The sequence below is a fragment of the Pandoraea sp. XY-2 genome, from assembly GCF_004193915.1.
Taxonomy (GTDB): Bacteria; Pseudomonadota; Gammaproteobacteria; order Burkholderiales; family Burkholderiaceae; genus Pandoraea; species Pandoraea cepalis.
The window spans coordinates 305,266-330,163 of record NZ_CP030849.1 but is presented as its reverse complement, the minus strand read 5'-3'; the positions used below and the strand labels follow the sequence as shown (position 1 = coordinate 330,163).

Here is a 24,898-nt window from a genome sequence, read left to right as displayed (position 1 = left end):
CGCGTCCTCGACTTTCGTCATTTCGTCATTTCGCTATTTCGTCACCTCTCCTTTTTTCCGCCACCCACGACATTCGCCATGACGACTTCTGCCAACGCCCGTCGTACCAAGAAGAATCCGCCGCTGCGTGTCGGCATCGGAGGCCCGGTCGGCTCCGGCAAGACCACCCTGACCGAGATGCTCTGCAAAGCCATGCGCGAGCGCTACGATCTCGTCGTCATCACCAACGACATCTATACGAAGGAAGACCAGCGCCTGCTCACGGTGGCCGGCGCGCTGGCGCCCGAGCGCATTCTCGGTGTCGAGACGGGCGGGTGCCCGCATACGGCCATCCGGGAAGATGCGTCGATCAACCTCGAAGCGGTCGAGCGCATGCTCGAACGCTTTCCCGACGCCGATGTGGTCTTCATCGAATCGGGCGGCGACAACCTCGCCGCCACGTTCAGTCCCGAACTCTCGGATCTCACGATCTACGTGATCGATGTGGCCGGTGGCGAGAAGATACCGCGCAAGGGCGGCCCCGGCATCACCAAGTCCGATCTCCTCGTCATCAACAAGACCGACCTTGCCCCCTACGTCGGCGCATCGCTGGACATCATGCGTGCGGATACGCAAAAGATGCGCGGCATGCGTCCGTTCGTCATGGGGAACATGAGGGAAGGCAAAGGCCTTCAGGAGATCATCCGTTTTATCGAGGCGCGAGGGATGCTGGCTTGAGGTCATGCACGAAGCCGCCGGCCGGGGATACGTCAGTCGTGGAACGGGTAGTCCCTGGGCGGCCAGGGACGACTGACGTTGTGTAATGACAGGATGGTGACCGCGTTCTCCTTTAATCGATAGATGAGTTTGTAGCGTTTATGGGGCACCAACACCCGGGTGTTCCCCGCCCTGTGCGGACGCCCCATCGCCGGAAAACACCGCAGATGCCTAAGCGCGCGCTCCACGGACACATTCAGGTTCAAGGCTGCGCTGGGGCTGGCATTCGACAACTGGTTCCAGAGGATAACGCGTTCGCGCAGGGCATATTCCGACCAACGAATCGTCACACTCACAGCGAATCCAACAGCCTCCGACGATATTCGGCGAACTGGGCGCTGACCACCTCATCAGGTACCGTGCGCCCGGCGTCGGCGTCCCGCAGCCCCAGTAGGATGCCCACAAACTCGTCGACGTGGATCTCGCTGGGGTCATGCGGGAACTCGAAATACGCTTCATTGAGGTCGACGGAGCATCCGGTCTTTACGACCTCGCTGGGCAGCTTGCGGCCGGCGGCCACGTCGGCAAGTCCACGGATCGTTGCGTCGTAGAGAATCTGCGCTTCTTCTTCAACGCTGAGCGTGTAATGCTCTTTGGGCTCAACGGGCTCAGACGGCTCAGACGGCTCGAAAGACGTGGAGGGAATGGCATGCACCGGCGCTTGGCGCGCGGCAAGATCGGCGCTTTGATCGACAATTGGCATCGTGACTCCTGACAAGGATTTGGGCGGGGGCCACTCACACGAGTGTGACCAAATTAATCGTCAGGGATGGGGGAGTCAATCGGGTGGGATTGTTTCTCGGGCGATTCCTAGCCGGATCGCCCGCCTGTCTCAGGTCCGTTTCAGACTACCGCTGCGCCACGGAAAATCCATGCTCCCGCAGCAGTTGCAGCACCCCATGCGGGCCGCCGAGATGGAGCGTGCCGATGGCGACGAAGACCGGCTTGCCCGGGTCCGCCAGAAACAGCATGCGCGCCAGAAAACGTCGATTGCGCGAGTACAGAATGCGCTCGTCGATGGCATCGGCCAGTGCCACGTTGCGCCGCACCTGTGCCGCCTTGCTCTGCGACCAGTCGAACACCAGCTCGGCATCCCCGGCCCGCCACAGGCGATGCAACTCCTCGACCTGCGCCGTTGCCGTTTTGGGTGTGAGCACCAACTCCTGCGCCAGTAGTTCGTTCTGCTGGGCCGACGACAGTCCGGTGAAGGCATCCATCTGCTCTGCCAGCGATTCGAGACCGACGATGCGACCGCGATAGATGTTCTCCAACTGGTTCTCGGTGCCGTACTCCGTTTGCAGATCGGCCCCCATCGAATCCAGCGTCTCGACGAGCAGCGCCGCCAGCCAGGGGCGCATGTGACGAATCTCGGCCAGCATCGCCGGATTGCCCTTGAGACGCGCGCGCAGCTTACGCCACAGCGGCCCCGGGATCAGCCTCGGCAGACAGGCGCGTGAGCACATGCCGTACTTCTGCACGTCGTCCTGGGACATCGTCAGGTCGTCGGGCGACAACTCGAACGCCACCACCGACGACACGCGCAGCGCATCGACCACGACTTTGCGAAATGGGTAGTCGTCCGGCTTGCCGACGTGCAGGGTGCCCATCACGTAGATGGTCATGTCGCCCTTGCGGGCTTCGTAGAACGGGAGATTGGCGCCAGGCGGCGATTCGCCCGGCTCGGGCACGACCAGCGGCAACGTTCGCGGCGCCACGGCTTGCGGCGTTACGATCGACGCCGCGTCCAGCGTGATGGCGAACGTCATCAGCAGGCAACCGAGCAGCCAGCCGGCCAATGCAGCGCCCCGACTCACATGCGTCGCGCGTGGTGGTCCACCCAATCTCGTCATCCCTCAATGTCTTCAACCCGATGGCACGCCACCAGACGCTCGTCGAGCTTGCGCAGTTGCGGCACTTCTTCGCGGCAACGGTCTATCGCGTACGGACAGCGCGGCGCAAACGCACACCCCGGCGGTGGCCGCAGCGGCGAGGGCAACTCGCCGGTCAGCGCCATCTTCACGCGCCGCTCGGCGGCCTTGATCGCCGGCGTCGCCGACATCAGCGCCTTGGTGTACGGATGCAGCGGCTTGCCGAACACGGCGGCCTTGGGGCCGTGTTCGACCGCCCGGCCGAGATACATCACCATGACGTCGTCGGCCACATGCTCGACCACGGCGAGATTATGCGACACGAATACGTAACTCGTCGCGTATCGGTCCTGCAAATCCATGAAAAGATTCAGGATCTGTGCCTGAATTGAGACATCCAGGGCCGAAACCGGCTCGTCCGCGACCACGATGGCCGGCGACAGGATCATCGCCCGGGCAATCGCCACCCGCTGCCGCTGCCCGCCAGAGAACATGTGCGGATAGCGCGCCACATGTTCCGGACGCAGCCCCACCGTGCGCATCATCGCCGCGATCGTCTCGCCGCGTTCGGCACGGCTCGCCGAGGTGTTGATGGACAGCGGCTCGTCGAGCGCCTGCCCCACCGTCTTGCGAGGGTTGAGCGACGCATACGGGTTCTGGAACACCATCTGGATCCGCGTGCGCAGCGGCGCCAGCGCCCCCGCCGACGCCGCCGTGGTCTCGGTCGCGTCGACCACGAGTCTGCCGGACGTCGGCGCTTCGATCAACGTCAGCACCCGCGCCAGCGTCGATTTGCCGCACCCCGACTCGCCGACCACGGCCAGCGTACGACCGGCGGCCAGCGAGAACGACACGCCGTTGAGTGCCTTGACCGTGGCCTGCGGGCGCATGAAGCCACGATTGACGGCGTAGAAGCGCGTCAAATCGTGGGCGGCGAGCACCACGCGGCTGCCGTCGCGGCCAGCTTCATGTGCGGCCGGGGCCTGCGGCACTCCCGGAGGTGTCGCGAAAACGGTTTCACTCATTGCGCTCCTCCTGTCGTCCGTTCGTCCGCCACCGCATGCGGCAGCGGCTTGAAACATCGCACCTGGGGCGAGCCCGACGCGTTCGGCCCGACGTAGGGCTTCAACGCCGGGGGCACCGTGCGGCAATGGTCGTCGGCATACGGACAACGCGGCGAAAGCAGACAGCCCGTCGGCCGATCGTCGCGCCCCGGCACCATGCCCGGCAACGTACGCAGTCGCCGCACGCCCCGGTTGTGCTCGGGAATCGCTGCGAGCAACGCCTCCGTGTAGGGATGATGCGGGGCATCGAACAGCGCCGGCACCTGCTGGTTTTCGATCACCTGCCCCGCATACATGACGGCCACCCGGTGCGCGACTTCGGCCACCACGGCGAGATCATGGGATATCAGCACGAGCGCCATGCCGTGATCCTTCTGCAATTGCAGCAGCAAGGCCATGATCTGCGCCTGGATGGTGACGTCGAGCGCGGTGGTCGGCTCGTCGGCAATGAGCAGCTTCGGGCGACAGGCAATCGCCATCGCAATCATCACCCGCTGGTTCATTCCGCCGGAGAGTTGATGCGGATACGCGCCGACCCGGTTCGCGGCATCCGGAATTTCGACCTGCTCCAGCAACTCGACGACGCGATCGTGCAACGCACGTCCGCGCAGCCCCATGTGGCGGCGCAACACCTCAGCGATCTGATAGCCAACGGTGTAGCTCGGATTCAGGCTGGAAAGCGCGTCCTGAAAGATCATCGACACGTCGCGGCCGACGATGCCGCGCCGCTCGCGCGCCGACGCGCGCAGCAGATCGCGTCCGTCGAAGCGTACTTCGTCGGCGCGTACGCGGCCTGGCGCGTCGACCAGCCCCATGAGCGCGAGCATCGTCACGCTCTTGCCCGAACCGGATTCGCCGACCACGCCAAGAATCTCACCCTGGCCGACGTCGAGGTCAATGCCCTCGACAGCGCGTGCGCCGTCGAAGTCGACCGAAAGATTTCGAATGGAGAGCAGGCTCATGCGATTCGCTTCAGTTTGGGGTCAAGTGCGTCGCGCAGGCCGTCGCCGACCAGGTTGATGGCGAGCACCGAGATGACGATCGCAAGTCCCGGCAGCGTCACAATCCACCAGGCACTTTCCATGTAGTCGCGTGCGGAGGCGAGCATCGAGCCCCACTCGGCGAGCGGCGGCTGCACGCCCAAGCCGAGAAAGCCGAGCGCCGCCGCATCGAGAATGGCCACCGAAAAACTCAGCGTCGCCTGCACGATGAGCGGCGCCGCGCAGTTCGGCAACACCGTCGAGAACATCAGTCGCAGCGTGCCCGCCCCGGCCATGCGCGAGGCAATGACGTATTCGCGCTGCAACTCGCCGATCGCCGCCGCGCGCGTCAAACGCACATACGCCGGCAACGTCACGATCGCGATGGCGATGGTCGTGTTGGCGAGGCCCGGGCCGATCACGGCGACCACGGCCACGGCCAGCAACAGCGACGGCAACGCCATCATCATGTCCATCAACCGCATGATCGGCGTGTCGAGCCAACGTGGAAAGAACGCCGCCAGCAGCCCCAGCAGAATGCCCGGAATCAGCGAGAGCACCACCGACGACAGGCCGATCCAGAACGACAGGCGTGCGCCATAGATCAGACGCGAGAGAATGTCGCGGCCTGCCTCGTCGGTCCCGAGCAGGAACTGAAGGTTGCCGCCGTCGAACCAGGCGGGCGGAATCTTCACGAAGTCGCGATATTGCTCGATGGGGCTGTGCGGCGCGATCCATGGCGCGAAGATCGCCGCCACGAACATCGACAACAGCACGATGGCCGCGGCCGTTGCACCACGGTTCGCGGTGAAGCTGCGCAGGAACTCCCGGAACAAACGCCCACGAGGCGTGGCCGTCACGGCGGCGGGGGACGGCAGCGTAGCCGGTGTATCGCTCATGATTGACGTTCCTCAATGCCGGATGCGCGGGTTGACGACGCCATAAAGCACGTCGACCAGCAGGTTGACCAGGATCACGCCCGTTGCGATGAGCAAAATGCCGCCCTGCACCACCGGATAGTCGCGTCGCAGAATGGCATCGATCAGCCATTTGCCGATGCCGGGCCACGAGAACACGTTCTCGGTCAGCACCGCACCGGCGAGCAGCGCGCCGACTTGCAGACCGATCACGGTGATGACCGGAATCAGCGCATTGCGCAACGCATGCACGACGATCACGCGCCACGGCGAGAGTCCCTTCGCACGCGCCGTACGGATGTAGTCCTCGCGAAGCACTTCGAGCATGGCCGAGCGCGTCATGCGGGCAATCACCGCGAGCGGCACGGTGCCGAGCACAATGGTGGGCAGAATCAGATGACTCACCGCGGAACTGAACGCCCCTTCGTCGCCCGAGAGCAATGTGTCGATGAGCATGAAGCCGGTAATGTGCGGCACATCGTACTCCACGCCAATGCGGCCGGACACGGGCGTCCATTGCAGGTAGACGGAGAAGAACATGATGAGCAGCAGGCCCCACCAGAAAATCGGCATGGAGTAGCCCGTGAGGGCCGCGCCCATCGTGGTGTGGTCGAGCATTTTGCCGCGCCGCAGCGACGCCGCCACGCCGGCGGGCAAGCCGACGGCGAGCGCGAAGATCATTGCGCACAGGGCAAGTTCGAGCGTCGCGGGAAAGCGGGCGAAGAACTCGTGAAGCACCCCCTCGTTGGTGACGATGGAGCGCCCGAGGTCACCTTGCGCCGCGTGCTTCAGATAGACGAAATATTGCGTGGTGAGCGGCTGATCGAGACCCAGGCGCTTCATCGCCTCGGCATGCATGACAGGGTCGAGATTTCGCTCGCCCACGAGCACTTCGATCGGATCGCCGGGAATCAGGTGAATGAGCGCGAACGCCAGGACAGTGATGCCGATGAACGTCGGGATCACCATGCCCAGTCGTCTCATGACGAATCTCAGCATAGGAGGTTTCCGTGGGGGCTTCGCGCACCGCCCATCCCCTGTGCGGGGACGGATGGCGCTATGCCGCGTGAATCAATCATGGACGATCCTTTGTCCTGTTGCGGCAGGCGGACTCGGGCGCGGCGGCCGAGTCTGCCTGCGTGATACCGGGATGGCGACGGATGGCGACAGGTAGCGACCGACACCCGGCGTCAGCCGGATGCGGTCATCAACGCGCCACGCCGGGTGCCTTACTCCAGCGATACGCCAATGAAGCTGTTGCGGCCGAACGGGCTCAGCTTGAAGCCCTTCACGTTCGTGGCCATCGGCTTGTACTGCGTGGAGTGCGCGATGGGCGAGAACGGCAGTTGTTGCGCGAAGATCTCCTGTGCCTGCGTGTAGAGCTTCGTGCGCAAGGCGACGTCCGTGGTCTGGCGTGCTTGCTTGATGAGATCGTCGAACGGCTTGTAGCACCACTTCGAGAAGTTGTTGCCGTTGACCGAATCGCAGCCGAGCAATACGCCGAGCCAATTGTCCGGATCGCCGTTGTCGCCGGTCCAGCCAATGAGCAACGCGTCGTGCTCACCCGCCTTGGCGCGCTTGATGTACTCACCCCACTCGTACGTGACGATATTGGCCTTCACGCCGATCTTCGCCCAGTCGGCCTGAATCATCTCGGCCATGAGCTTGCCGTTCGGGTTATACGGACGTTGCACCGGCATGGCCCACAGCGTGATTTCCATGTTCTTCACGCCCGCCTTCTCAAGCAGCGCACGGGCTTTCTCCGGGTCGTAGCCGGCCGACTTGATGTTCTTGTCGTAGGACCACTGCGTCGGCGGCATCGGTGCGCCGTTCGACAACTGTCCGGCCGAGCCATAGACGGACTGGAGAATCGCCTTCTTGTTGATCGCCATGTCGAGTGCCTGGCGCACTTCCACACGATCGAGCGGCTTCTTCTGCACGTTGTACGCCACGTAGCCGAGGTTGAAGCCGACCTGGTCCGGCATCTTGAGCTTCGACGCCTTGCCCTGCGCCGCGATCTCGGCCTTGATCGCATCGACATCGGCCGGGCGCGGGTAGGTCGTGATCTGGCATTCGTTGCGCTTGAGCTTCTGAATGCGAACGTTGGCGTCGGTCGTGATCGCGAAGATCAGCTTGCTGACCTTCGGCGGCAGACTCGTGTTCCAGTATTCCTTGTTGCCATCGAAGCGCAGCGTGGCGTCTTTCGTATAGCTGCGGAAGATGAACGGCCCGGTACCGACCGGCTTGAGCGCGATTTCACGAGCGTTGTTCGCCGCGAGCAGCTTGTCGGCGTACTCCTTCGAGAGGATCGATGCGAACGGCATCGCCAGGTTCTGAAGGAACGGGGCGTCGACCTTCTTCAGCACGAAGCGAACGGTGTACGGATCAACGACCTCGATGTGGTCGATATCAGCCTGCAGCCCCATGTCGACGAAATACGGAAACTCCGTCGGATAGGCCTTGCGGAAGGGCATGTCGCGATCGCCCATGCGATCGAAGGTGAACTTCACATCCTCGGCGTTGAAATCACGCGTCGGTTTGAAGTACTCCGTGGTGTGGAACTTGACGCCCTTGCGCAGATGGAACGTGTAGATCTTGTTGTCCGGCGAGATGTCCCACGACTCCGCGAGTGAGGGCATCACGCCCGTCTCGCCCGCCTTGAACGCGATCAAGCGATTGTAGATGGCGTCGGCAGGATCGAAATCGGTGCCGGTGGTGAGCTGGCCCGGATCGAAGCCGGCCGGGCTGCCCTCGGAGCAGTATACGAGGGTCTTGTTCGGGATTTCGACAGCGGCGGCGGGCCGGATCACGGCCACACCGGCAAGCAACGTCGCAGCCAAAAGCAAACGCAGGGTGTGAGTCTGTTTCATAGGCTCCTCGGGATCGGGTGTGATGCCCGGCAACGGTCTGTCGCCGAGCCTACCGGGGATATTACTGAAGCTTCCCCCGTGCTACAACACGCCAAATCCCTAGCAAACCGCCTATTTGTGGTGTTTTTGATTAGGAAATCACTGAATTGTGATTAGAATTGACTTCCCATCCGCCCTACCGGTTGGCAAACGATTTCGCTACTCGTTACAGGCCGAGTCGCTGCCACATCGCCTTGGTGGCCGACGCCGCGTTGAGGGTATAGAAGTGCAACCCGGGCACGCCCTGCGCGAGCAGCCGTTCGCATAGCGCCGTCACCACATCGAGCCCGAAGGCGCGAATCGAGTCGCGGTCGTCGCCAAAGCCTTCGAGACGCTTGGCAATCCAACGCGGCACTTCAGCACCGCACATCTCCGAGAAACGCATCATCTGCGAATAGTTCGTGATCGGCATGATCCCCGGCACGATCGGCACGTCGACACCGAGACGCGATGCATCGTCGACGAAACGGAAATAGGCATCCGCATTGAAGAAGTATTGCGTGATGGCCGCATTCGCCCCCGCCTTCACCTTGTGGGCGAAATGCTCGAGGTCCAGGCGCGGCGACTTCGCCTGCGGATGGTACTCCGGGTAGGCCGCCACCTCGATGTGGAACCATTCGCCGGTTTCGGCACGAATGAACTCGACCAGCTCCGACGCGTAACGAAACTCGCCGATTTCCCCCATCCCCGACGGCAGATCGCCGCGCAGCGCCACGATGTGGCGGATGCCGTGTTGGCGATACGTCTGCAGAATCTCGCGAATGTTGTCCTTGGTCGAACCGACGCAAGAAAGGTGGGGGGCCGCCTCCACGCCTTCGCGTTGGATTTCGACAACCGTATCGAGCGTACCCTGCTGCGTGGAGCCGCCGGCACCGAACGTCACCGAGACAAACTTGGGACCGAGCGGGAAGAGTTGCTGGCGCGTGGCGCGCAGCTTCTCCGCGCCCTCCGCCGTCTTCGGCGGGAAGAATTCGAAACTGAAGGAAGGTTGCGTCATGATCGTTCTTTTATCGAGAGAGTCGTTCATGCCGCGCGCGTCGCGTGCACGAAGAACTCCCGGTTGCCGTCACCGCCAGCGATAGGACTGTCGAGCCATGCGGCTACCGTCAGTCCCAACGTCTCACAGGCGGTGCGGATTTTTGTCTCCACTTGCGCATATTGCGCGGCATCTCGCACCAGGCCGCCGCGGCCAATGTGCTCACGCCCCACTTCGAACTGCGGTTTGACCAGCATCAGCAAATCGCCGGTCGCGCCCAGCAGCGGCGCGAGCGCGGACAACACGAGCGTGAGCGAGATGAACGACACGTCCCCGACGATCAGATCGAAGCCCGCCTCGGGGACAGCCACCATCGCCGGTGCCGGGTCGCCATGTCCGCTGCGCTCTAATTCATGCTGCGCCAAATGCGCATCGAGCATCTCACGCGACAGATGCCGCGCGTTGATCCCTTCGAGCGATACGAGCCGCGGCTCGCGCGCCAGACGTTGATGCAGTTGCCCGTGACCGACGTCGACCCCGACCACCCGCGCCGCCCCCGCCTGCAAGAGGCAGTCGGCAAAGCCGCCGGTCGACAACCCGACGTCGAGCGCAACGCGGCCGGTGACGTCGAGCCCCGTTTGCGCCAGCGCACCGGCCAGCTTCAGCCCGCCGCGCGACACGTAGCGGTCCTCGCCGGGCAAGCCGTCGGCGGCGGCACGCACTTCCAGATCTTCGTCGCTCGCCACGACCTCGCTGGCTTTCTTCACGACCGTTTCGGTGCCCGCGTAATAAACACGTGCGGCATCGATCAGACGTTGCGCGGCGGTGCGCGATGCGGCCAAGCCTCGGGCGACGAGGGCTTGATCGGCACGAAGGGCTTGCGACATGACAGCGAATTTCCTGCAATACAAGGTCGACGACGACGCGTCGACCGTTACACGTTGGTAGCCCGGTCGCCGCCGAACACCAGCGCCGACAGAATCCACGAGATCAGGCTGTAGAGCAGCGAGCCGAAGAGCGCCGCCCAGAAGCCCGAGACTTCAAAGCCCTTGACGACATGCGCCGCCAGCCAGAACAACAGCGCGTTGATCACGAAGATGAACAACCCGAGCGTGAGCACCGTGACCGGCAACGTCAGTACGACGAGCAACGGCCGGAGAAACGCGTTGATCAGACCGAGCACGATCGCAACGACCAGGGCCGTCCCGATGCCCTTGAGCTGAATGCCTGACACAACGTGCGGCAAAACGAGAAGTGCGATGGCATTGATGAGCCAAATCAGCAGCAGACGCATGGCAAGCTCCGAAGAACAGGCCGATGCGGGAGGTCAGTCCCGGCACCGGCAGTGACAAAACCCAACGCGGCGGCGTACGATGCCGCCGCGCAAAACCGCTGCCCGTCACCCGTGCCTTGCAGCGCACTGGCGACGGTCGGTAAGACACGTTATTGATCGGTAGCGATCGCTACCGATCAATAACGGTAGTGCGCCGGCTTGAACGGACCGTTCTTGTCAACGCTGATGTAGTTTGCCTGATCGTCGGTGAGCACCGTCAGTTCGGCGCCGATACGTCCCAGGTGCAGGCGCGCAACCTTCTCGTCCAAATGCTTGGGCAGCACGTACACGCTGTTCTTGTACTTGTCGCCATGCACGAACAGCTCGATTTGCGCGAGCGTCTGATTGGTGAACGAGTTGCTCATCACGAACGACGGGTGGCCCGTGGCGCAGCCCAGGTTCACGAGGCGGCCTTCCGCCAGCAGGATGATGCGCTTGCCGTCCGGGAAGATGATGTGATCGACCTGCGGCTTGATGTTTTCCCACTCGTACTTGCGGGTCGACGCCACATTGATTTCCGAATCGAAGTGACCGATGTTGCACACGATGGCCTGGTGCTTCATGGCCGCCATGTGGTCGTGATCGATCACGTGGAAGTTGCCCGTGGCCGTCACGAAGATGTCGGCCTTGTCGGCGGCGTATTCCATCGTCACCACGCGGTAGCCTTCCATCGCGGCCTGCAACGCGCAGATCGGATCGATTTCCGTGACCCACACCGTGGCGCCCAGACCGCGCAGGCTTTGCGCGCAGCCCTTGCCCACGTCGCCGTAGCCCGCCACGAGGGCGATCTTGCCGGCGATCATCACGTCGGTCGCGCGCTTGATACCGTCGACCAGCGACTCGCGGCAGCCGTACAGGTTGTCGAACTTCGACTTGGTGACCGAGTCGTTCACGTTGATGGCCGGGAACGGCAGCGTGCCGTCCTTCTCCATCTGATACAAACGGTGCACGCCCGTGGTGGTTTCTTCGGTCACGCCCTGGATCTGCGCCAGGCGCTTGCTGTACCACTGCGGATCGATGGCGATGTGGCGCTTGATCGATGCGTACAGCGCGACTTCTTCCTCGTTGGTCGGATTGCCGACGACCGACAGATCCTTCTCGGCCTTGCTGCCCAGAATCAGCAGCAGCGTGGCGTCGCCGCCGTCGTCGAGAATCATGTTGGCGAACTCGCCGTTCGGCCATTCGAAGATGCGGTGGCTGTATTCCCAGTATTCGTCGAGCGACTCACCCTTGAAGGCGAACACGGGGATCCCGGCGGCGGCGATGGCCGCCGCGGCGTGATCCTGCGTCGAGAAGATATTGCACGAGGCCCAGCGCACTTCGGCGCCCAGGGCGGTGAGCGTCTCGATGAGCACGCCCGTCTGGATCGTCATGTGCAGCGAGCCGGCGATGCGCGCGCCCTTGAGCGGCTGGCTGGCCTTGAATTCGGCCCGCGTGGCCACCAGACCCGGCATCTCGCTCTCGGCGATGGTCAGCTCTTTGCGGCCCCAATCGGCCAATTTGATATCGGCAACATGGAAATCGGAGAATTTTGAATCGACTACGGCGTTCATCACGCCTCCTTTCTCTAAAAGACTAGATAGTTGGGACGTGAGCGCCGTTCTTGGGGCCCACACGCCATGCGCTCCGGAAGTAACCGGCGGCCGGCGGGGCCAATAGGAAGGATCTTGAGCCTGGCAGCACCATGGCTGTCGCAACGCTCCTCAAGACCCCGGCATTGTAGCAAAACTGATGCGCGCCGTCGGGGCAAGGGCGACGCCCGAAGGGATATTTTTCGAGGGGGAGACGCGAACGGCACGGCACCCGTGCCGACCGGCCGTCAGATGGGCAGATGGGCGAGCAACGGCGCGGCAAAGACCATCACGATGCCGTTGATCATCATGACGAGACTGGCCACGACACCCTCTTCGCTGCCGATCTGGCGCGCCTTGGCGGTGCCGAAGCCGTGGGCCCCCGCGCCGAACGGCGCGCCGCGCGCCATGCGGGTGCGCAGCGGCAACCACGACAGCAGCGCCTCGCCGAGCAACATGCCGATGAACCCGGTGATGATGACGAAAAGCCCCACCAGATCGCGCGAGCCGCCAACCTTGTCGGAGACCGCAAGGGCAAACGGCGTCGAGATCGACCGGGCGAGCAGGCTGCGCGCCATCTCGGGGGCAGCTCGAACAGGCGGGCAAGCACGAAGGAACTGCCCACGGCCACGACCATCGCGACGAGAACACCGACGATCAGTGCAAAGGCATGCCGGCGAATGATGTCGCGATGCTCGTAGATCGGTACGGCAAACGCGATCGTCGTCGGGCCAAGCAGCCACACGAGCCAGCGCGAGTCTGAGATGTACGTCGTGTACGAAATGTCGCCGCCGACCATCACGGCGATGAGCAGGACCGGCGCGAGAATGGCCGGGCCGAGCCACACCTTGCCGAAACGCGCATAGAGACGCTTCGACACGTAATAGAAGACGACCGTGAGAACGAGCAGCAGGAGCGCCGTATGATTCATGGCAAGACCCGGCAAGCGCCAGCAGGATTGGGCACCGCTGCGACAGCGGCGGCTTGGCACACGTCACGCATCAGCGGGCATCGTGCGCGTGCGCACGGCGAACGAGGGCACGCTTGAGATGACGCTCGGCGCGGCAGGCCAGATCGACCGCCAGCGCCGTCGAGACCATCACGAGCACCGTGCCGACGCCGATCACGGCGAGCAATTGCAGGCCCTCCTGACGCAGCAGATCGGTGTATTGCATGACGGCCGCGACCATCGGCACGAAGAAGAGAATCATTTCCGCCAGAAACCAGTCAGCACCGCGCTTGATCTTCTCCGTCTTCAGCACACCGCTCATGAGCAGTGCCACCACGGCGAGCAGCCCCAGTACGCCACCCGGCAGAGGGAGATGAAAATGACGCGATGCAGCATCCGCCACCAGATAGATACCGGTGAGCAGCGCGATCTGCCAAACCACGTCCACCACGCCCTTGCTACGGCGATACATACGGCTGGCAATCATCTTGGTCATGGCGGGCTCCCGGGTGTGGCATCAATATGAGACCGAGTATAGGAAGCACCGCAACATAAATATAATGAATTAGAATTATCAAATCGATTCCAAATTGGAATAATTTAAGTATTAACCCTAATGGTGCGTGAGAAAGCCATGCAGGACGGGGCTTTTCAGCTGATGGCACCAATTCGGTGCACAAGAGAGATCCAAAATGGAACTGCGCGCGTTGAGAGGATTTGTGGAAGTCGTGCGACAGCAGAGCTTCACGGCGGCGGCCGAGGCGCTGTTTGTCACTCAGCCGACCGTGAGCAAGATGGTCAAGGCGCTGGAAGACGAGTTGGGTACGCCGCTGATGTTGCGCGAGGAGCGCGGCATGGGCCGCAGGCTTCAGTTGACCGATGCGGGACGCGTCGTCTTCGAGCGCGGGCAGGATGTGCTCGCCGCTTACGCGCGCCTGCAGCAGGAGGTGGCCGATCTCGAGACGGTCGCGCGCGGCGAATTGTCGATCGGAATTCCGCCGCTCGGCGGCGACTTGTTCATCCCGGTGATCGGCGCGTTTCATCAGCACTACCCGGATATCGAGATGAAGCTCTTCGAAACCGGTTCGCGTGCCATCGAACAGGCGTTGCTGGCCGGCGACATCGAATTGGGCGCCGTGCTGCTGCCGGTCGATCCCACGATTCTCGACGTGCTGCCCGTGTGCCATTACCCGTTGCGGTTGATTGCACCGCGCGATTCACGCTGGGAAGGCCGCGCCTCCATCGGTCTGGGCGAGTTGCGCGACGAACCGTTTGTCTTCTACGGCGAGGGATTTGCCTTGTCCGAACTGGTCATCACCGCATGTCGTCGCGCGGGCTTCACGCCCAAGATTGCGGGACGCTCCAGCCAGTGGGACTTCATTGCATCGATGGTGGACAACGGCGTCGGCATTGCCTTGCTGCCCGAGCCCTTCTGCGCGCGGCTCGACCCGAAACGCTTCGTGATCGCGAACGTGCGCGACCCCGAGATTCCGTGGGATCTGGCGATGGCGTGGCGGCGCGACTCGTATCTGTCGCACGCGGCGCGACGCTGGCTCGCGCTCGCGCGCGACCTACTCGGCCCGGGCGGCGACGGCGAGGCCAAGGCGGCCATCGCCGGCGGCGCGCGGCGCACGTGACATCCAGCCAACGTCGACACCCCTATGCCGACGGCACGCCGTCCCCGACCATCGCAGGTCGTCCAACACGATCCGGTGATTGCGGTATCCTTGCCGCTGACCTTTTCCCTTGCCGCGTGAGCGCGGCGCATCGACACTCATGCGCATCATTACCGCGAATCTGAACGGCGTGCGATCGGCCGCCAAAAAGGGCTTTTTCGAGTGGTTCGGCAATCAGGACGCCGACATCCTGTGCGTACAGGAAATCAAGGCGCAGTTGCCGGACATGACGCCGGACTTCCTCACGCCCCACGACTACCAGGGCTACTTCCATTACGCGCAGAAGAAGGGCTACAGCGGCGCGGGCGTCTACGTGCGGCGCGAGCCGGACGACGTCGTCGTCGGCTGGGGCAATGCGGAGTTCGATGCCGAGGGCCGCTATGTCGAAGTGCGTTACGGCAACCTGTCGGTCATTTCGGTGTACATCCCGTCGGGTTCGAGCGGTGAGGAACGACAAACCGCCAAGTTCCGCTTCATGGCCGACTTCATGCCGCACCTGCTCGCGCTCAAGGCGGCGGGACGCGAGGTCGTCCTGTGTGGCGACGTGAACATCGCGCACAAGGAAATCGACATCAAGAACTGGAAGGGCAACCTGAAGAACTCAGGCTTCCTGCCGGAAGAGCGCGCCTGGCTCACCCAGTTGTTCGACGACCACGGCTATGTCGACGTCTTCCGCACGCTCGACCCGCGCGCCGATCAATACACGTGGTGGAGCAATCGCGGACAAGCGTATGCGAAGAACGTCGGCTGGCGCATCGACTACCAGATCGCCACGCCCGGCATTGCCGGCAAAGCCAAGACGACCTCCGTGTTTCGCGACATCAAGTTCAGCGACCACGCGCCGCTCACGGTCGACTACGATCACGCGCTGTAATCCAGACGCCCAAGGGGCCGGCACGCTCGTGCCGCGCCCGAGCCATATCATCACAGCGAAGGCGACGAAGGGGGCCTGCCCCTCGCGTCAGCGCGACCCGCTTGCCGCGGGCACGCCATCGCCATCGTCATCGTCGGCCCCCCAGGGGGCGACCTTCGGCAAGAGCAACATGCCGGGTACGGCCAGCACCGTGCAGATGAGGAAGAAGGTCACCCAGCCCACGCCGTCGACGATATACCCGGTGCCCGCGTTCGCGAACGTGCGTGGCACCGACGCCAGACTCGTGAACAGCGCGAACTGCGTCGCCGTGTAACGCGGGTCGGTTGTACGGGCGATGTAGGCGGTAAACGCCGCCGTGCCCAACCCGGCCGTGAACGCTTCGAAGGCGATCACCGCGCCCAGCCCCGTGACGACCGGCCCTGCCTTCGCCAGCCACGCGAAGCCCAGCACCGACACCAGTTGCAGCACGCCGAACACCCATAGCCCACGGTTGATGCCGAGTTTGATCAGCCAGACCCCGCCGATGATGCCCCCGCCACGCTCGCCCACAGGCTCGTCGCCTTGGCGACCACGCCGATCTGCGTCTTCGTGAATCCCAGATCCAGGTAGAACGACGTGGCCAGCGACGTCGCCATCGAATCGCCCAACTTGTAGAGAAAGATAAACGCGAGCACTAACAGCGCCTTTGCCCAGCCGCCGCGCGTGACGAACTCGTGAAACGGCTCGACCACCGCCTCGCGCAGCGTCTTCGGCGGCGTACCGCGAATCGCCGGCTCCTTGACGACGAGCGTCATCACGATGCCTGGCAGCATGAACGCCGCCGTCGCGAAGAACACCTGCGACCACGGCAGATGATCGGCCATGATGAGGGCCAGCGACCCCGGCACGAGTCCCGCCACCTTATAGGCATTCACATGCATCGCCGTGCCGAGACCCTGCTCTCGGTCGGACAGCAACTCGCGCCGATAAGCGTCCAGCGAAATGTCCAGACTGGCGCTGAAGAACGCCAGCGCGGCCGCGAGCGCGGCAATCGTCATCAGGTCGCGCTGCGGCGAATACGTTCCCATGAGCGCCACCACACCGGCCACCAGCAGTTGCGTGACGAACATCCAGCCGCGTCGCCGTCCCGGCTTCCATCCGAACACGTTGGGTGCGAAGCGATCCATGAGCGGCGCCCACAGGAACTTCCACGTGTACGGAAACTGGATGAGGGCGAACAGGCCGATGGCCTTGAGGTCCACGTGCTCGCTGCGCAGCCATGCCTGCACCAGGTTGAGCAGGATGAACAGCGGCAAGCCGGAGGTGAAACCGAGAATCACGCAGATGAGCATCCGCGTGGGGTGGAAGACGCGCCCGTCGTCGGGCGGCAGCGAATCGGTCATGGAAAGGACAGTTGGGGCCAGCCGCCCGCGGTGCACGGCACCCGGCCCCCTTTGCCTTCACCCGCCAGGGGCCCGGCGCTTCGCTGCCCCGTTAGCTGCCGTCGGTTCAGGAACGCTTGACGCGATAGACCGCAAGACTACCACGCCAGTTCGCGCCCACGGACACGAGTCGCCCGTTATGCAGCACGGCCCGATCGAGAATCTGCACACCGACGTCCGGGGCCAGCGCCTCGAAGTCCTTGATGGTCAGCACGCGCACGTTCGGCGTGTTATGCCACTGGAACGGCAGGCTCTTCGACACCGGCATGCGTCCCTGCAACACCGACAACCGGTGCGGCCAGTAACCGAAGTTCGGGAACGACACGATCGCTTCGCGGCCGACCCGCACGGTCTCGCGCAGGATGTCCGCCGTGCGGTGAAGGGTCTGCAAGGTCTGCGACAGGATGACCGTATCGAAGCTCTGATCCTCAAAGAGCTTCAGCCCGTCTTCCATGTTTTGCTGGATGACGTTGATGCCGCGCTGCGCCGAGGCCAGCACACCGGCGTCGTCGATCTCGACGCCGTAACCGCTCACATCGAGTTCGTCGATCAGCAGACGGAGCAACGAGCCGTCGCTACACCCGAGATCGAGCACCTGCGACGACGGTTCGATCCATCGTGCGATCACCCGGAAGTCGGGCCGCTCGGCCAGCGACGCCGAAATGCGGCCGCGCGACGCTGCGAGCGCCGCCGCCTGGGCGCTGTTCCCCGGTACCGTGGACTGACTCATACCCCGACCTCCTGGGCGATACGTTCGTAGTAGGCGCGCACCAGGTTGTGATAGCGCGCATCGGTGAGCAGGAAGGCGTCGTGCCCGTGCGGCGCGTCGATCTCGGCGTAGCTCACGGTACGGCGCGTGTCGAGCAGCGCCTTGACGATCTCGCGCGAGCGCGCGGGCGCGAAACGCCAATCGGTCGCGAACGACACAATCAGGTACTTGGCCGTGGTGTGCGACAACGCCTTCGCCAGATCGCCACCCACGGTGCGGGCCGGGTCGAAATAATCGAGTGCGCGCGTGATCAGCAGATAGGTGTTGGCGTCGAAGTACTCGGCGAATTTGTCGCCCTGATAGCGCAGGTACGACTCCACCTCAAACTCCACGTCGAAGCTGAAACGATAGCCGTCGTCCTTTGCGTTGCCGTCGCCCTTTACGCCGTCGGCCATCACCTCGGCACGGCGCAGCGCGCGGCCGAACTTGGTCGCCATGTCCTCGTCGGACAGATAGGTGATGTGGCCGATCATTCGCGCCACGCGCAGCCCGCGACGCGGCACCACGCCATGCGCGTAATAGTTGCCGCCGTAGAAGTCCGGATCGGAAAGGATGGCCGAGCGCGCCACTTCGTTGAAGGCGATGTTCTGCGCCGAGAGCTTCGGCGTGGAGGCGATCACCAGACAATGCCCAATGCGCTCCGGATACATGATGCTCCACGCCAACGCCTGCATGCCGCCGAGACTGCCGCCCATCACCGCCGCGAACTTGTGGATGCCGAACGCATCGGCCACGCGCGCCTGCGCATTGACCCAGTCTTCGACGGTCACGACGGGGAAGCGGGCGCCGTACGGTGTGCCCGTGGCTGGGTCGAGACTCATCGGCCCGGTCGAGCCGAAGCACGAGCCGAGGTTGTTCACGCCGATGACGAAGAAGCGATTCGTGTCGAGCGGCTTGCCGGGCCCGACCATGTTGTCCCACCAGCCGATGTCCTTGGGATTGTCGGCGGCGATACCGGCCACATGATGCGACGCGTTGAGCGCGTGACACACCAGCACCGCATTGCTGCGATCGGCGTTCAATTCACCGTAGGTCTCGACCATCAGGTCGTAGCCGGCGAGCATGCTGCCGTTCTGCAGTGCCAGCGGCTCAGCGAAGTGCATCCGCTGCGGTGTGACGATTCCGATTGAAGATTCCATAACTCCCTTTCCGAAACATGCCGGGGCCGGCGCCCCAGTCGACAAGGGTCGACGGACGGCGTCCTGAAGCGTTCTGTGCGGGAAAAGGGGTCGACGGAAAAACGGCGGCGTGCGCGCACGACCTCTTTAGCCGCATTTTTAATGAATGCCCTCTGCCGGGGAACCCCCAGTCAGAGTCATTCGCGCGCCCGCAAGCGAGTCACCAAATCGGCGCGCCAATCATCGCGTCAAGACCGGTCAAACGTACGTCGGCCTCGGCGCGGGAAGCAAAAGTATAACGTAATCCGCGCCGTCGGCGCAGACTTGGGATCTTAGCGCAGGAGCGCGGCGATCTGGGGCTCGGCCCCCTCGACCGGCGAGCGCTTGAAGCCGCTCTTGGCGAAGCGATGCCAGCGGCCGAGCACGTAGGACACGAGCAGGTTGGCGCGCGAGTTGGCATCGAACGTCTCCGGCAGCGTGCCCTGTGCACACGCCAGACGCAACACCTGGCGCAGCGACGCCTCGATGCGGTCGAGCAACTGGTTCATGCGCTCCTGCAAGCGCTCGTGTTCGCCGACCAGCGCTTCGCCGGTCAGCACGCGCGTCATGCCGGGGTTCTTCTCGGCGAACCCGAGCAGCATCAGCACGATGGCGCGCGCTTGCGTCACGCCGTCCTGATCCTGCGCGGAGATCTGGTTGATCAGACCGAAGATGGTCTGTTCGATGAACTCGATCAGACCCTCGAACATCTGGGCCTTGCTCGCGAAATGGCGATAGAGCGCCGCTTCTGAAACGTCGAGACGCGCGGCGAGCGCGGCCGTGGTGATCTTTTCGCCCTTGGGCGTCTCGAGCATGGCGGCGAGCGTCTGCAACACCTGCACCCGGCGCTCACCCGGCTTGGGGCGGGTTGTCTTCACCGGCGCGGGCACGGCCTCAAGCGCATCGGCGGCGCCGTAACCGGCACCGCTCGAAGAGTTTTCCTGCTGCATCGTCTGGTCGTTATCGGTAGGTATTTTTGGGTCGGGCGGCTCGGGCTGCGCGTCTTGCACCGGCCCCGGTCGCAAGGCGCGCCCGTAACTCGCGCAGAGATTGTACTTTGATATCCACATAGTGTGGGCGCCCACTGCGCGGCATGGCATCGCCAAGACTGTTTCTGGCCGGCAGATGCCCCGTGATCCAGACCGTCTTGATACCGAAATGCCGGAGGTGCTTGAGGTGGGAGCGCGTGTCTTCGACCAGCCACGTCCGATACGGCGCGAGGCCCTCGCGCACCAGCAGCCGACGCAACATGATCGCATCCGGTTTGGCGCGCCAGGCCCGGCGGTCCGCCATGTCCTCGATGCTCACGCAGCGCTCGAAATGTCGGCGAATGCCCAGCGCCTCGACAATCGGCAGGGCGTAATGCGCGGGCGCATTGGTCAGGAGAATCTTGCGCCCGGGCAAGCCGGCGAGCAGGCGGGCGATCCCGCGCTCGGCGCGCAGCACCTCGACCAGCGGTGGCAGCTCGTGCACGCGCGCCAGAAACTCGTGCGGATCGATGGCGTGATGCTTGATGAGGCCGAGCAGCACGGCCCCGTACTTCGCCGTGTAGTCGGTGCGCAGACGATTGGCTTCGTCGGGCGGCAGCCCCAGCTTCTCGACGATATAGGCCGTCATCGCGCGATTGATGCGCGGAAAGATCGCGTGCGACGCGCGATGCAGCGTGTTGTCCAGATCGAACAGCCAGACCGGACCGCGCGTGCCGTGTTCGCTGCGGGCGCGGGGCGCCCGGCGTCGCCGGCTCAGAACGTGAGAAGAAGACACAAAGATAGCGGATTCATGCGAGGAGATACGGGGAGATGGTCACCGCGCCCCGACAATCGCCCTTCCTGTCGCAGAACACGGTGCCGCCATGACTAGACACGATGCTAGCGCGCGAATCCCGCTTTGACAAACCTGGGGGGCGCAGCACCGCCTCACCAGGGGATCGTCCCCCCCGGAACGATCCCCTCGCTTGAACAGCACGCGATGCTGCGCGTTCTGGCGTTGCGCTGACGTCTTGATGACGTCTCCACGACGTCTTCCGTCTTGTCGCCAGCGCGACCGATCAGAACGTGTGCTGAATGCCCAGCATCGTGCCGAACTGGTTGCCCCCCGTGGCGACCGAGCCGCCGGCGGCAATCGCCACCGCGCCATTCTGGCTGTTCGCCACCCAGCCGACCAGGCCATACAGCGACGTGCGCTTCGAGAGCGAGTAGGTGGCGCGGCCGATGAGCATCGTCGCGTTGGCACGGCTCTTCAACTGGTAGCGAATGGCCTGCGCGTCGAACGCCCAGGTGATCGTCGGCAGATAGGTCAGGCCAATGAAGTAGATGTCCGAGCGCAGCGAGGCGGCGTCGGCGCTCACGTTGCGGTGAATCCAGCCACCGCCCACGCGTCCCGTCGACCACTTGTAGTACGCGTTGATGACCGAGTGCGAATCGGTGTAGTGCGAGCTGGTCAGCGGTGCCGCGGCGCCGGTGTTGCCGCGCATCTGGTCGTAAGACGCCGAAATACCAAAGTTCTGGTAGTCGTAGCCGATCAGGCCGGTGAACTGCTTGCAGGCCTGATAGTTGCCGGCAACGTTGCCCGCGCAGTTCGTGGCCGACGGGCCGCCCGCGGCCGAGCCATCGCGCCCGAAGCTGTAGGTCGCGCCAAGCGTCACGCCGGAGAATTTACCCATGTAGCCGATGGCGCTGTCGCTACGCGCGCTGGCGATGTAGGGATCAATACTGGCCAGCGAGAAGATCGACGGTCCGATCACGTCGGCGTTGCCCGTCACATAGAACGTCATGTTGTTCTGGCGGCCAAGGAGCACCGTGCCCCAGTCGCCCGCGAGACCCACGTTGGCCTGGCGGCCGAACAGACGTCCGCCGTAGTTCAGGTTACCCGTCCCCGGCTGGAAACCGCTTTCCAACGTGAAGACGGCTTTCAGGCCGCCGCCCAGATCTTCCGCGCCCTTGAGGCCGAAGCGCGACGGCACCTTGCCCGTGAGCGTCGGCTCGCCGATGAAGCTGCCGCCCGTGGCGGCGTTGTTGTAGTAGGCGATGCCGGTATCGACGATCCCGTACAGCGTCACGTTGCTTTGCGCGTGCGCCAGGCCCGCCCCCAGCAGCAGGCCAGCGGCCAATGCATGTTTCACTTTCACTTCTGTCCCCTTGTTTTTGAAATACACAGCAACTACAGACTTCAACCTCCGGACCGTTGGCAACCTCGCCGGCCCAGACTTTTGCAAGACGGCATGCTGGCCGCCTCGGGTACTGCCCTTGGAACCACCGCCCTGACTGCGCCCTCCGCCGGGTTCAAGTGCATGGATGGCGCGACGTGCGGTGCTGATTTTTCCTCACGCGTCGCGTACGAAAGTGAAACGCGCTTCGCGGCGGGCAATGCGCCAGCCCTGCGCGGTCCGCACAAACGTGTCCTCGAATTCCCCCATCACCTGAGGGCCCTGTGCCGGACGTCCGAACGGCCCCGGCACATCGTGTGCCGAGCCGCTCCAGAGCAGCACCGTGCAACTGCCGATTGCGCGCGTCGGCGCCGTGACATCGATCAGCACGTTGCCTACGAGGTGCCGCGTGAGCCGATCCACCGGACGCTGCGCATAGGCGGCCGCAATGGCGACGGGGCCAATGAGCGCGTCGCCGTTGGGGCGCACGAGCACCCCCGTCTCGGCAAACAGCGCGGCGAGTCCCTGCGCGTCGCGCCGGTCGTTGCAGGCGACGAAGCGCATCACCAGGTCGTGGCAAGCCTGTTTGGCCAGCAGGGCGTCGAGCGATTGCGGGTCGACGCCTGGCGTCAGGTCCTGATCGGCGGCATCGTTCGTCATGCATCGCGCCCCTCGGTGGGTGCGGTGTCAGACGCGGGCCGTGCCAGCCAGGTTCGCATGGCCTGCGCCACTTCCTGCGGGCGCTCCATCGGACTCATATGGCCACTGTGTTCTATGACGTGCAGCACGCTCCCCGGGATGAGCCGCGCCATCACTTCGTGACGCGCGAGCGGGCTCCAGGTGTCCTGCCGGGCGCACAACACGAGCGTCGGACAGCGAATGCCGGCCAGCAGCGACGTTGCATCCGGTCGACCGAGCAATGCATGAATCTGGGCGGCAAACTGATCGGGGTGGCTGCGCTCGATCATGTCGAGAATCGCGCCGAACAGCGGCGTGCCGATCTGGTCGGGATGCACCATCCCGGTCGCCCATACCTGCCCCATCGCCCGCATGCCGGCTTCGCGCGCGCGAGCGAGCAAGGCGGCGCGTCCGGCACGTTCCTTCTCGGCCGCCTCGCCGTCGGGCAGCGCCTGATAACCCGTGTCGAGCAGCGCGAGATGCGTGACGCGATGCGGTGCGCGACGCACCACCTCCAGCGCCACGCGTCCGCCCATCGAGTGCCCTGCGAGGGCGAAGCATGGCGCGGCGGTACTTGCCAGCACGTGATCGGCCATCGCGTCGATGGTGTCGAGCATGCCCCACGTGGGAACGCGGCAATCGTATTGCGGCAGCGCTGCGGCGGTGGCCGCCCAGGCCACGTGATCGCAAAGCAAGCCGGGGAGCAGGAGCAACGGGGAACGTTCGACACTCATGGCTTTCCTCCCTGCGGCCAAGCACGATTCGGTATGCACACCTCGCCGTCGAAGAGCCAGCGCGCCGTGCGCAGCAGGCCGGCGCCGGCAACGTCCGGCGCACCGTCGGCATCGACGCCAAGCGCGAGGCGCACGGTGAATTCGCCCGTCGGATGTTCGATGGCGAGCAACGGCGCGTCGTTGTCCGGCACCACGGCCATCGCGTGGCAAACGGTGCCCGGCAGCGCGGCAGCCGTCGCCACGCTGACGGCCGCCAACACGCCGATGGACGAGTGGCAACGATGTGGAATGAAACAACGTGTCGCGAGGGCACCGCCGGCCCTCGGCGGCGCGACGAGACACATCTTGGGCACTGTGCGCGAACGCACGTCGCCAAGATGCATGCGCGGGCCGACAGCCAGTCGAATTGCCTCGATCCGGTCGCGCATCGCCCGAAACGCTGGCGCCGAGTCGAGCTGCTCGCAAGACTCCGCGCCAGTGATGCCCAGGTCCGCCGCGCGCAGGAGCACGAGCGGCATGCCGTTGTCGATGCATGTCACCGTGATGCCGTCCACGACATCCTGACGCTGCCCCGTCGGGAACAGCGCACCGCAGGAGGAACCGGCCGTATCGCGAAACATCAACGGAATCGGAGCGGCCGTTCCCGGCACACCGTCGATGGCCACGTCGCCGTCGTACTTCACCATGCCGCGCGGGGTCTGCACGGTGGCCACCGCCACCTGCCCCGTATTGAGCATGTGAATGCCGACGTCCGTCACATTACCCGGTGCGCTCACGAGCCCCCGCTCGATCGCGAACGGCCCCACCCCGGCGAGCAGGTTGCCGCAGTTCTGTCCGTAGTCGACCCGCGCTTCGTCGACCACGACCTGGGCAAAGAGATAGTCCACGTCGGCGTCGGGCCGCGTGGCGCGCGAGACGATGGCGACCTTGCTCGTGAGCGGATTCGCACCGCCCATGCCGTCGATCTGACGTGCATCGGGCGAGCCCATCGCCGCGAGCAGCACGGCGTCGCGCGCAGCGCCCTGCGCAGGCAAATCCTCGGCGAGGAAATACAACCCCTTCGAGGTGCCGCCCCGCATGACGGCCGCCCGGATACGCGTTTGCGAATGCGTCACGTCGCG

The 24,898-nt window shown here is 64.2% G+C and carries 24 protein-coding genes, 2 pseudogenes and 1 riboswitch; of the genes and pseudogenes, 3 read left to right on the top strand and 23 right to left on the bottom strand.

Going from position 1 to position 24,898, the window contains the following annotated elements:
* Positions 1-78: 78 nt before the first annotated feature.
* A complete protein-coding gene (gene ureG, locus DRB87_RS01410; RefSeq protein WP_130024588.1) occupies positions 79-717 on the top strand; it encodes an urease accessory protein UreG in 639 nt (212 codons plus the stop codon).
* A 32-nt stretch (positions 718-749) separates the two neighbouring features.
* Here the strand turns inward: ureG and DRB87_RS01405 are convergent, their stop codons facing one another.
* The 14 genes and pseudogenes from DRB87_RS01405 to DRB87_RS01340 form a co-directional block, all read right to left on the bottom strand.
* Positions 750-1,052 (bottom strand): type II toxin-antitoxin system RelE/ParE family toxin, encoded by a 303-nt coding sequence (locus tag DRB87_RS01405; RefSeq protein ID WP_165385220.1) that lies wholly within the window; start codon positions 1,050-1,052, stop codon positions 750-752.
* Positions 1,049-1,459: a hypothetical protein gene (locus tag DRB87_RS01400; RefSeq protein WP_130024586.1), complete on the bottom strand. Its 411-nt coding sequence runs from the start codon at positions 1,457-1,459 to the stop codon at positions 1,049-1,051. Before DRB87_RS01400 ends, DRB87_RS01405 begins: the two co-directional genes overlap by 4 nt.
* A gap of 145 nt (positions 1,460-1,604) precedes the next feature.
* Positions 1,605-2,570 (bottom strand): TraB/GumN family protein, encoded by a 966-nt coding sequence (locus DRB87_RS01395; protein WP_130024585.1) that lies wholly within the window; start codon positions 2,568-2,570, stop codon positions 1,605-1,607.
* A gap of 32 nt (positions 2,571-2,602) precedes the next feature.
* Positions 2,603-3,649, bottom strand: a complete 1,047-nt coding sequence (locus DRB87_RS01390) for a dipeptide ABC transporter ATP-binding protein (RefSeq protein ID WP_240756136.1) — start codon at positions 3,647-3,649, stop codon at positions 2,603-2,605.
* The gene (locus tag DRB87_RS01385) at positions 3,646-4,650 is read right to left on the bottom strand and encodes an ABC transporter ATP-binding protein (RefSeq protein WP_130024584.1); all 1,005 of its coding nucleotides are present in this window, start codon (positions 4,648-4,650) and stop codon (positions 3,646-3,648) included. Before DRB87_RS01385 ends, DRB87_RS01390 begins: the two co-directional genes overlap by 4 nt.
* Positions 4,647-5,567 (bottom strand): ABC transporter permease subunit, encoded by a 921-nt coding sequence (locus DRB87_RS01380; protein ID WP_130024583.1) that lies wholly within the window; start codon positions 5,565-5,567, stop codon positions 4,647-4,649. Before DRB87_RS01380 ends, DRB87_RS01385 begins: the two co-directional genes overlap by 4 nt.
* A 12-nt stretch (positions 5,568-5,579) precedes the next feature.
* Complete coding sequence (locus DRB87_RS01375; RefSeq protein ID WP_130024582.1) at positions 5,580-6,584, bottom strand: ABC transporter permease subunit; 1,005 nt, start codon at positions 6,582-6,584, stop codon at positions 5,580-5,582.
* Between the two features lie 230 nt (positions 6,585-6,814).
* Positions 6,815-8,455 carry an ABC transporter substrate-binding protein gene (locus tag DRB87_RS01370; RefSeq protein WP_130024581.1) on the bottom strand — a complete coding sequence of 547 codons (1,641 nt, stop codon included), beginning with the start codon at positions 8,453-8,455 and terminating at the stop codon, positions 6,815-6,817.
* Between the two features lie 205 nt (positions 8,456-8,660).
* Positions 8,661-9,491 carry a methylenetetrahydrofolate reductase [NAD(P)H] gene (gene metF, locus DRB87_RS01365; protein WP_017234009.1) on the bottom strand — a complete coding sequence of 277 codons (831 nt, stop codon included), beginning with the start codon at positions 9,489-9,491 and terminating at the stop codon, positions 8,661-8,663.
* A gap of 26 nt (positions 9,492-9,517) precedes the next feature.
* On the bottom strand, positions 9,518-10,357 hold the full coding sequence (locus DRB87_RS01360) for a TlyA family RNA methyltransferase (protein WP_130024580.1): 840 nt from the start codon (positions 10,355-10,357) through the stop codon (positions 9,518-9,520).
* Between the two features lie 47 nt (positions 10,358-10,404).
* A complete protein-coding gene (locus DRB87_RS01355) occupies positions 10,405-10,764 on the bottom strand; it encodes a phage holin family protein (protein WP_017234007.1) in 360 nt (119 codons plus the stop codon).
* 176 nt (positions 10,765-10,940) lie between these two features.
* Positions 10,941-12,356: an adenosylhomocysteinase gene (gene ahcY, locus DRB87_RS01350; RefSeq protein ID WP_130024579.1), complete on the bottom strand. Its 1,416-nt coding sequence runs from the start codon at positions 12,354-12,356 to the stop codon at positions 10,941-10,943.
* A gap of 32 nt (positions 12,357-12,388) precedes the next feature.
* Positions 12,389-12,514: riboswitch (S-adenosyl-L-homocysteine riboswitch) on the bottom strand.
* 108 nt (positions 12,515-12,622) lie between these two features.
* Positions 12,623-13,305 (bottom strand): annotated as a pseudogene (locus tag DRB87_RS01345) (LrgB family protein).
* 70 nt (positions 13,306-13,375) lie between these two features.
* Positions 13,376-13,819 carry a CidA/LrgA family protein gene (locus tag DRB87_RS01340; RefSeq protein WP_017234004.1) on the bottom strand — a complete coding sequence of 148 codons (444 nt, stop codon included), beginning with the start codon at positions 13,817-13,819 and terminating at the stop codon, positions 13,376-13,378.
* Between the two features lie 196 nt (positions 13,820-14,015).
* Between DRB87_RS01340 and DRB87_RS01335 the strand changes: the two genes are divergently transcribed.
* Positions 14,016-14,960, top strand: a complete 945-nt coding sequence (locus DRB87_RS01335) for a LysR family transcriptional regulator (RefSeq protein ID WP_017234003.1) — start codon at positions 14,016-14,018, stop codon at positions 14,958-14,960.
* A gap of 139 nt (positions 14,961-15,099) precedes the next feature.
* Positions 15,100-15,873, top strand: a complete 774-nt coding sequence (locus DRB87_RS01330; RefSeq protein WP_130024578.1) for an exodeoxyribonuclease III — start codon at positions 15,100-15,102, stop codon at positions 15,871-15,873.
* A gap of 87 nt (positions 15,874-15,960) precedes the next feature.
* On the opposite strand, the pseudogene DRB87_RS01325 reads toward DRB87_RS01330, so the two are convergent.
* The 9 genes and pseudogenes from DRB87_RS01325 to DRB87_RS01285 all read right to left on the bottom strand — a co-directional run bounded on the left by DRB87_RS01325 (position 15,961) and on the right by DRB87_RS01285 (position 24,892).
* Positions 15,961-17,255 (bottom strand): annotated as a pseudogene (locus DRB87_RS01325) (AmpG family muropeptide MFS transporter).
* Between the two features lie 106 nt (positions 17,256-17,361).
* Positions 17,362-18,024, bottom strand: a complete 663-nt coding sequence (gene metW / locus DRB87_RS01320) for a methionine biosynthesis protein MetW (RefSeq protein WP_240756135.1) — start codon at positions 18,022-18,024, stop codon at positions 17,362-17,364.
* Positions 18,021-19,202 carry a homoserine O-acetyltransferase gene (locus DRB87_RS01315; protein ID WP_130024577.1) on the bottom strand — a complete coding sequence of 394 codons (1,182 nt, stop codon included), beginning with the start codon at positions 19,200-19,202 and terminating at the stop codon, positions 18,021-18,023. Before DRB87_RS01315 ends, metW begins: the two co-directional genes overlap by 4 nt.
* Before the next feature lie 311 nt (positions 19,203-19,513).
* Entirely contained in the window at positions 19,514-20,170 is a 657-nt protein-coding gene (gene slmA / locus DRB87_RS01310; RefSeq protein ID WP_017233998.1) for a nucleoid occlusion factor SlmA, read from the bottom strand.
* 10 nt (positions 20,171-20,180) lie between these two features.
* Positions 20,181-20,984 (bottom strand): HAD-IA family hydrolase, encoded by an 804-nt coding sequence (locus tag DRB87_RS01305; protein WP_017233997.1) that lies wholly within the window; start codon positions 20,982-20,984, stop codon positions 20,181-20,183.
* A gap of 283 nt (positions 20,985-21,267) precedes the next feature.
* A complete protein-coding gene (locus DRB87_RS01300; RefSeq protein ID WP_370363321.1) occupies positions 21,268-22,347 on the bottom strand; it encodes a porin in 1,080 nt (359 codons plus the stop codon).
* A 195-nt stretch (positions 22,348-22,542) separates the two neighbouring features.
* A complete protein-coding gene (locus tag DRB87_RS01295) occupies positions 22,543-23,025 on the bottom strand; it encodes a nuclear transport factor 2 family protein (protein ID WP_130024575.1) in 483 nt (160 codons plus the stop codon).
* Positions 23,022-23,777 (bottom strand): alpha/beta fold hydrolase, encoded by a 756-nt coding sequence (locus DRB87_RS01290; RefSeq protein WP_130024574.1) that lies wholly within the window; start codon positions 23,775-23,777, stop codon positions 23,022-23,024. The genes DRB87_RS01295 and DRB87_RS01290 overlap by 4 nt, the downstream gene beginning before the upstream one ends.
* Positions 23,774-24,892: a 4-oxalomesaconate tautomerase gene (locus DRB87_RS01285; RefSeq protein ID WP_130024573.1), complete on the bottom strand. Its 1,119-nt coding sequence runs from the start codon at positions 24,890-24,892 to the stop codon at positions 23,774-23,776. Before DRB87_RS01285 ends, DRB87_RS01290 begins: the two co-directional genes overlap by 4 nt.
* Positions 24,893-24,898 lie beyond the last annotated feature (6 nt).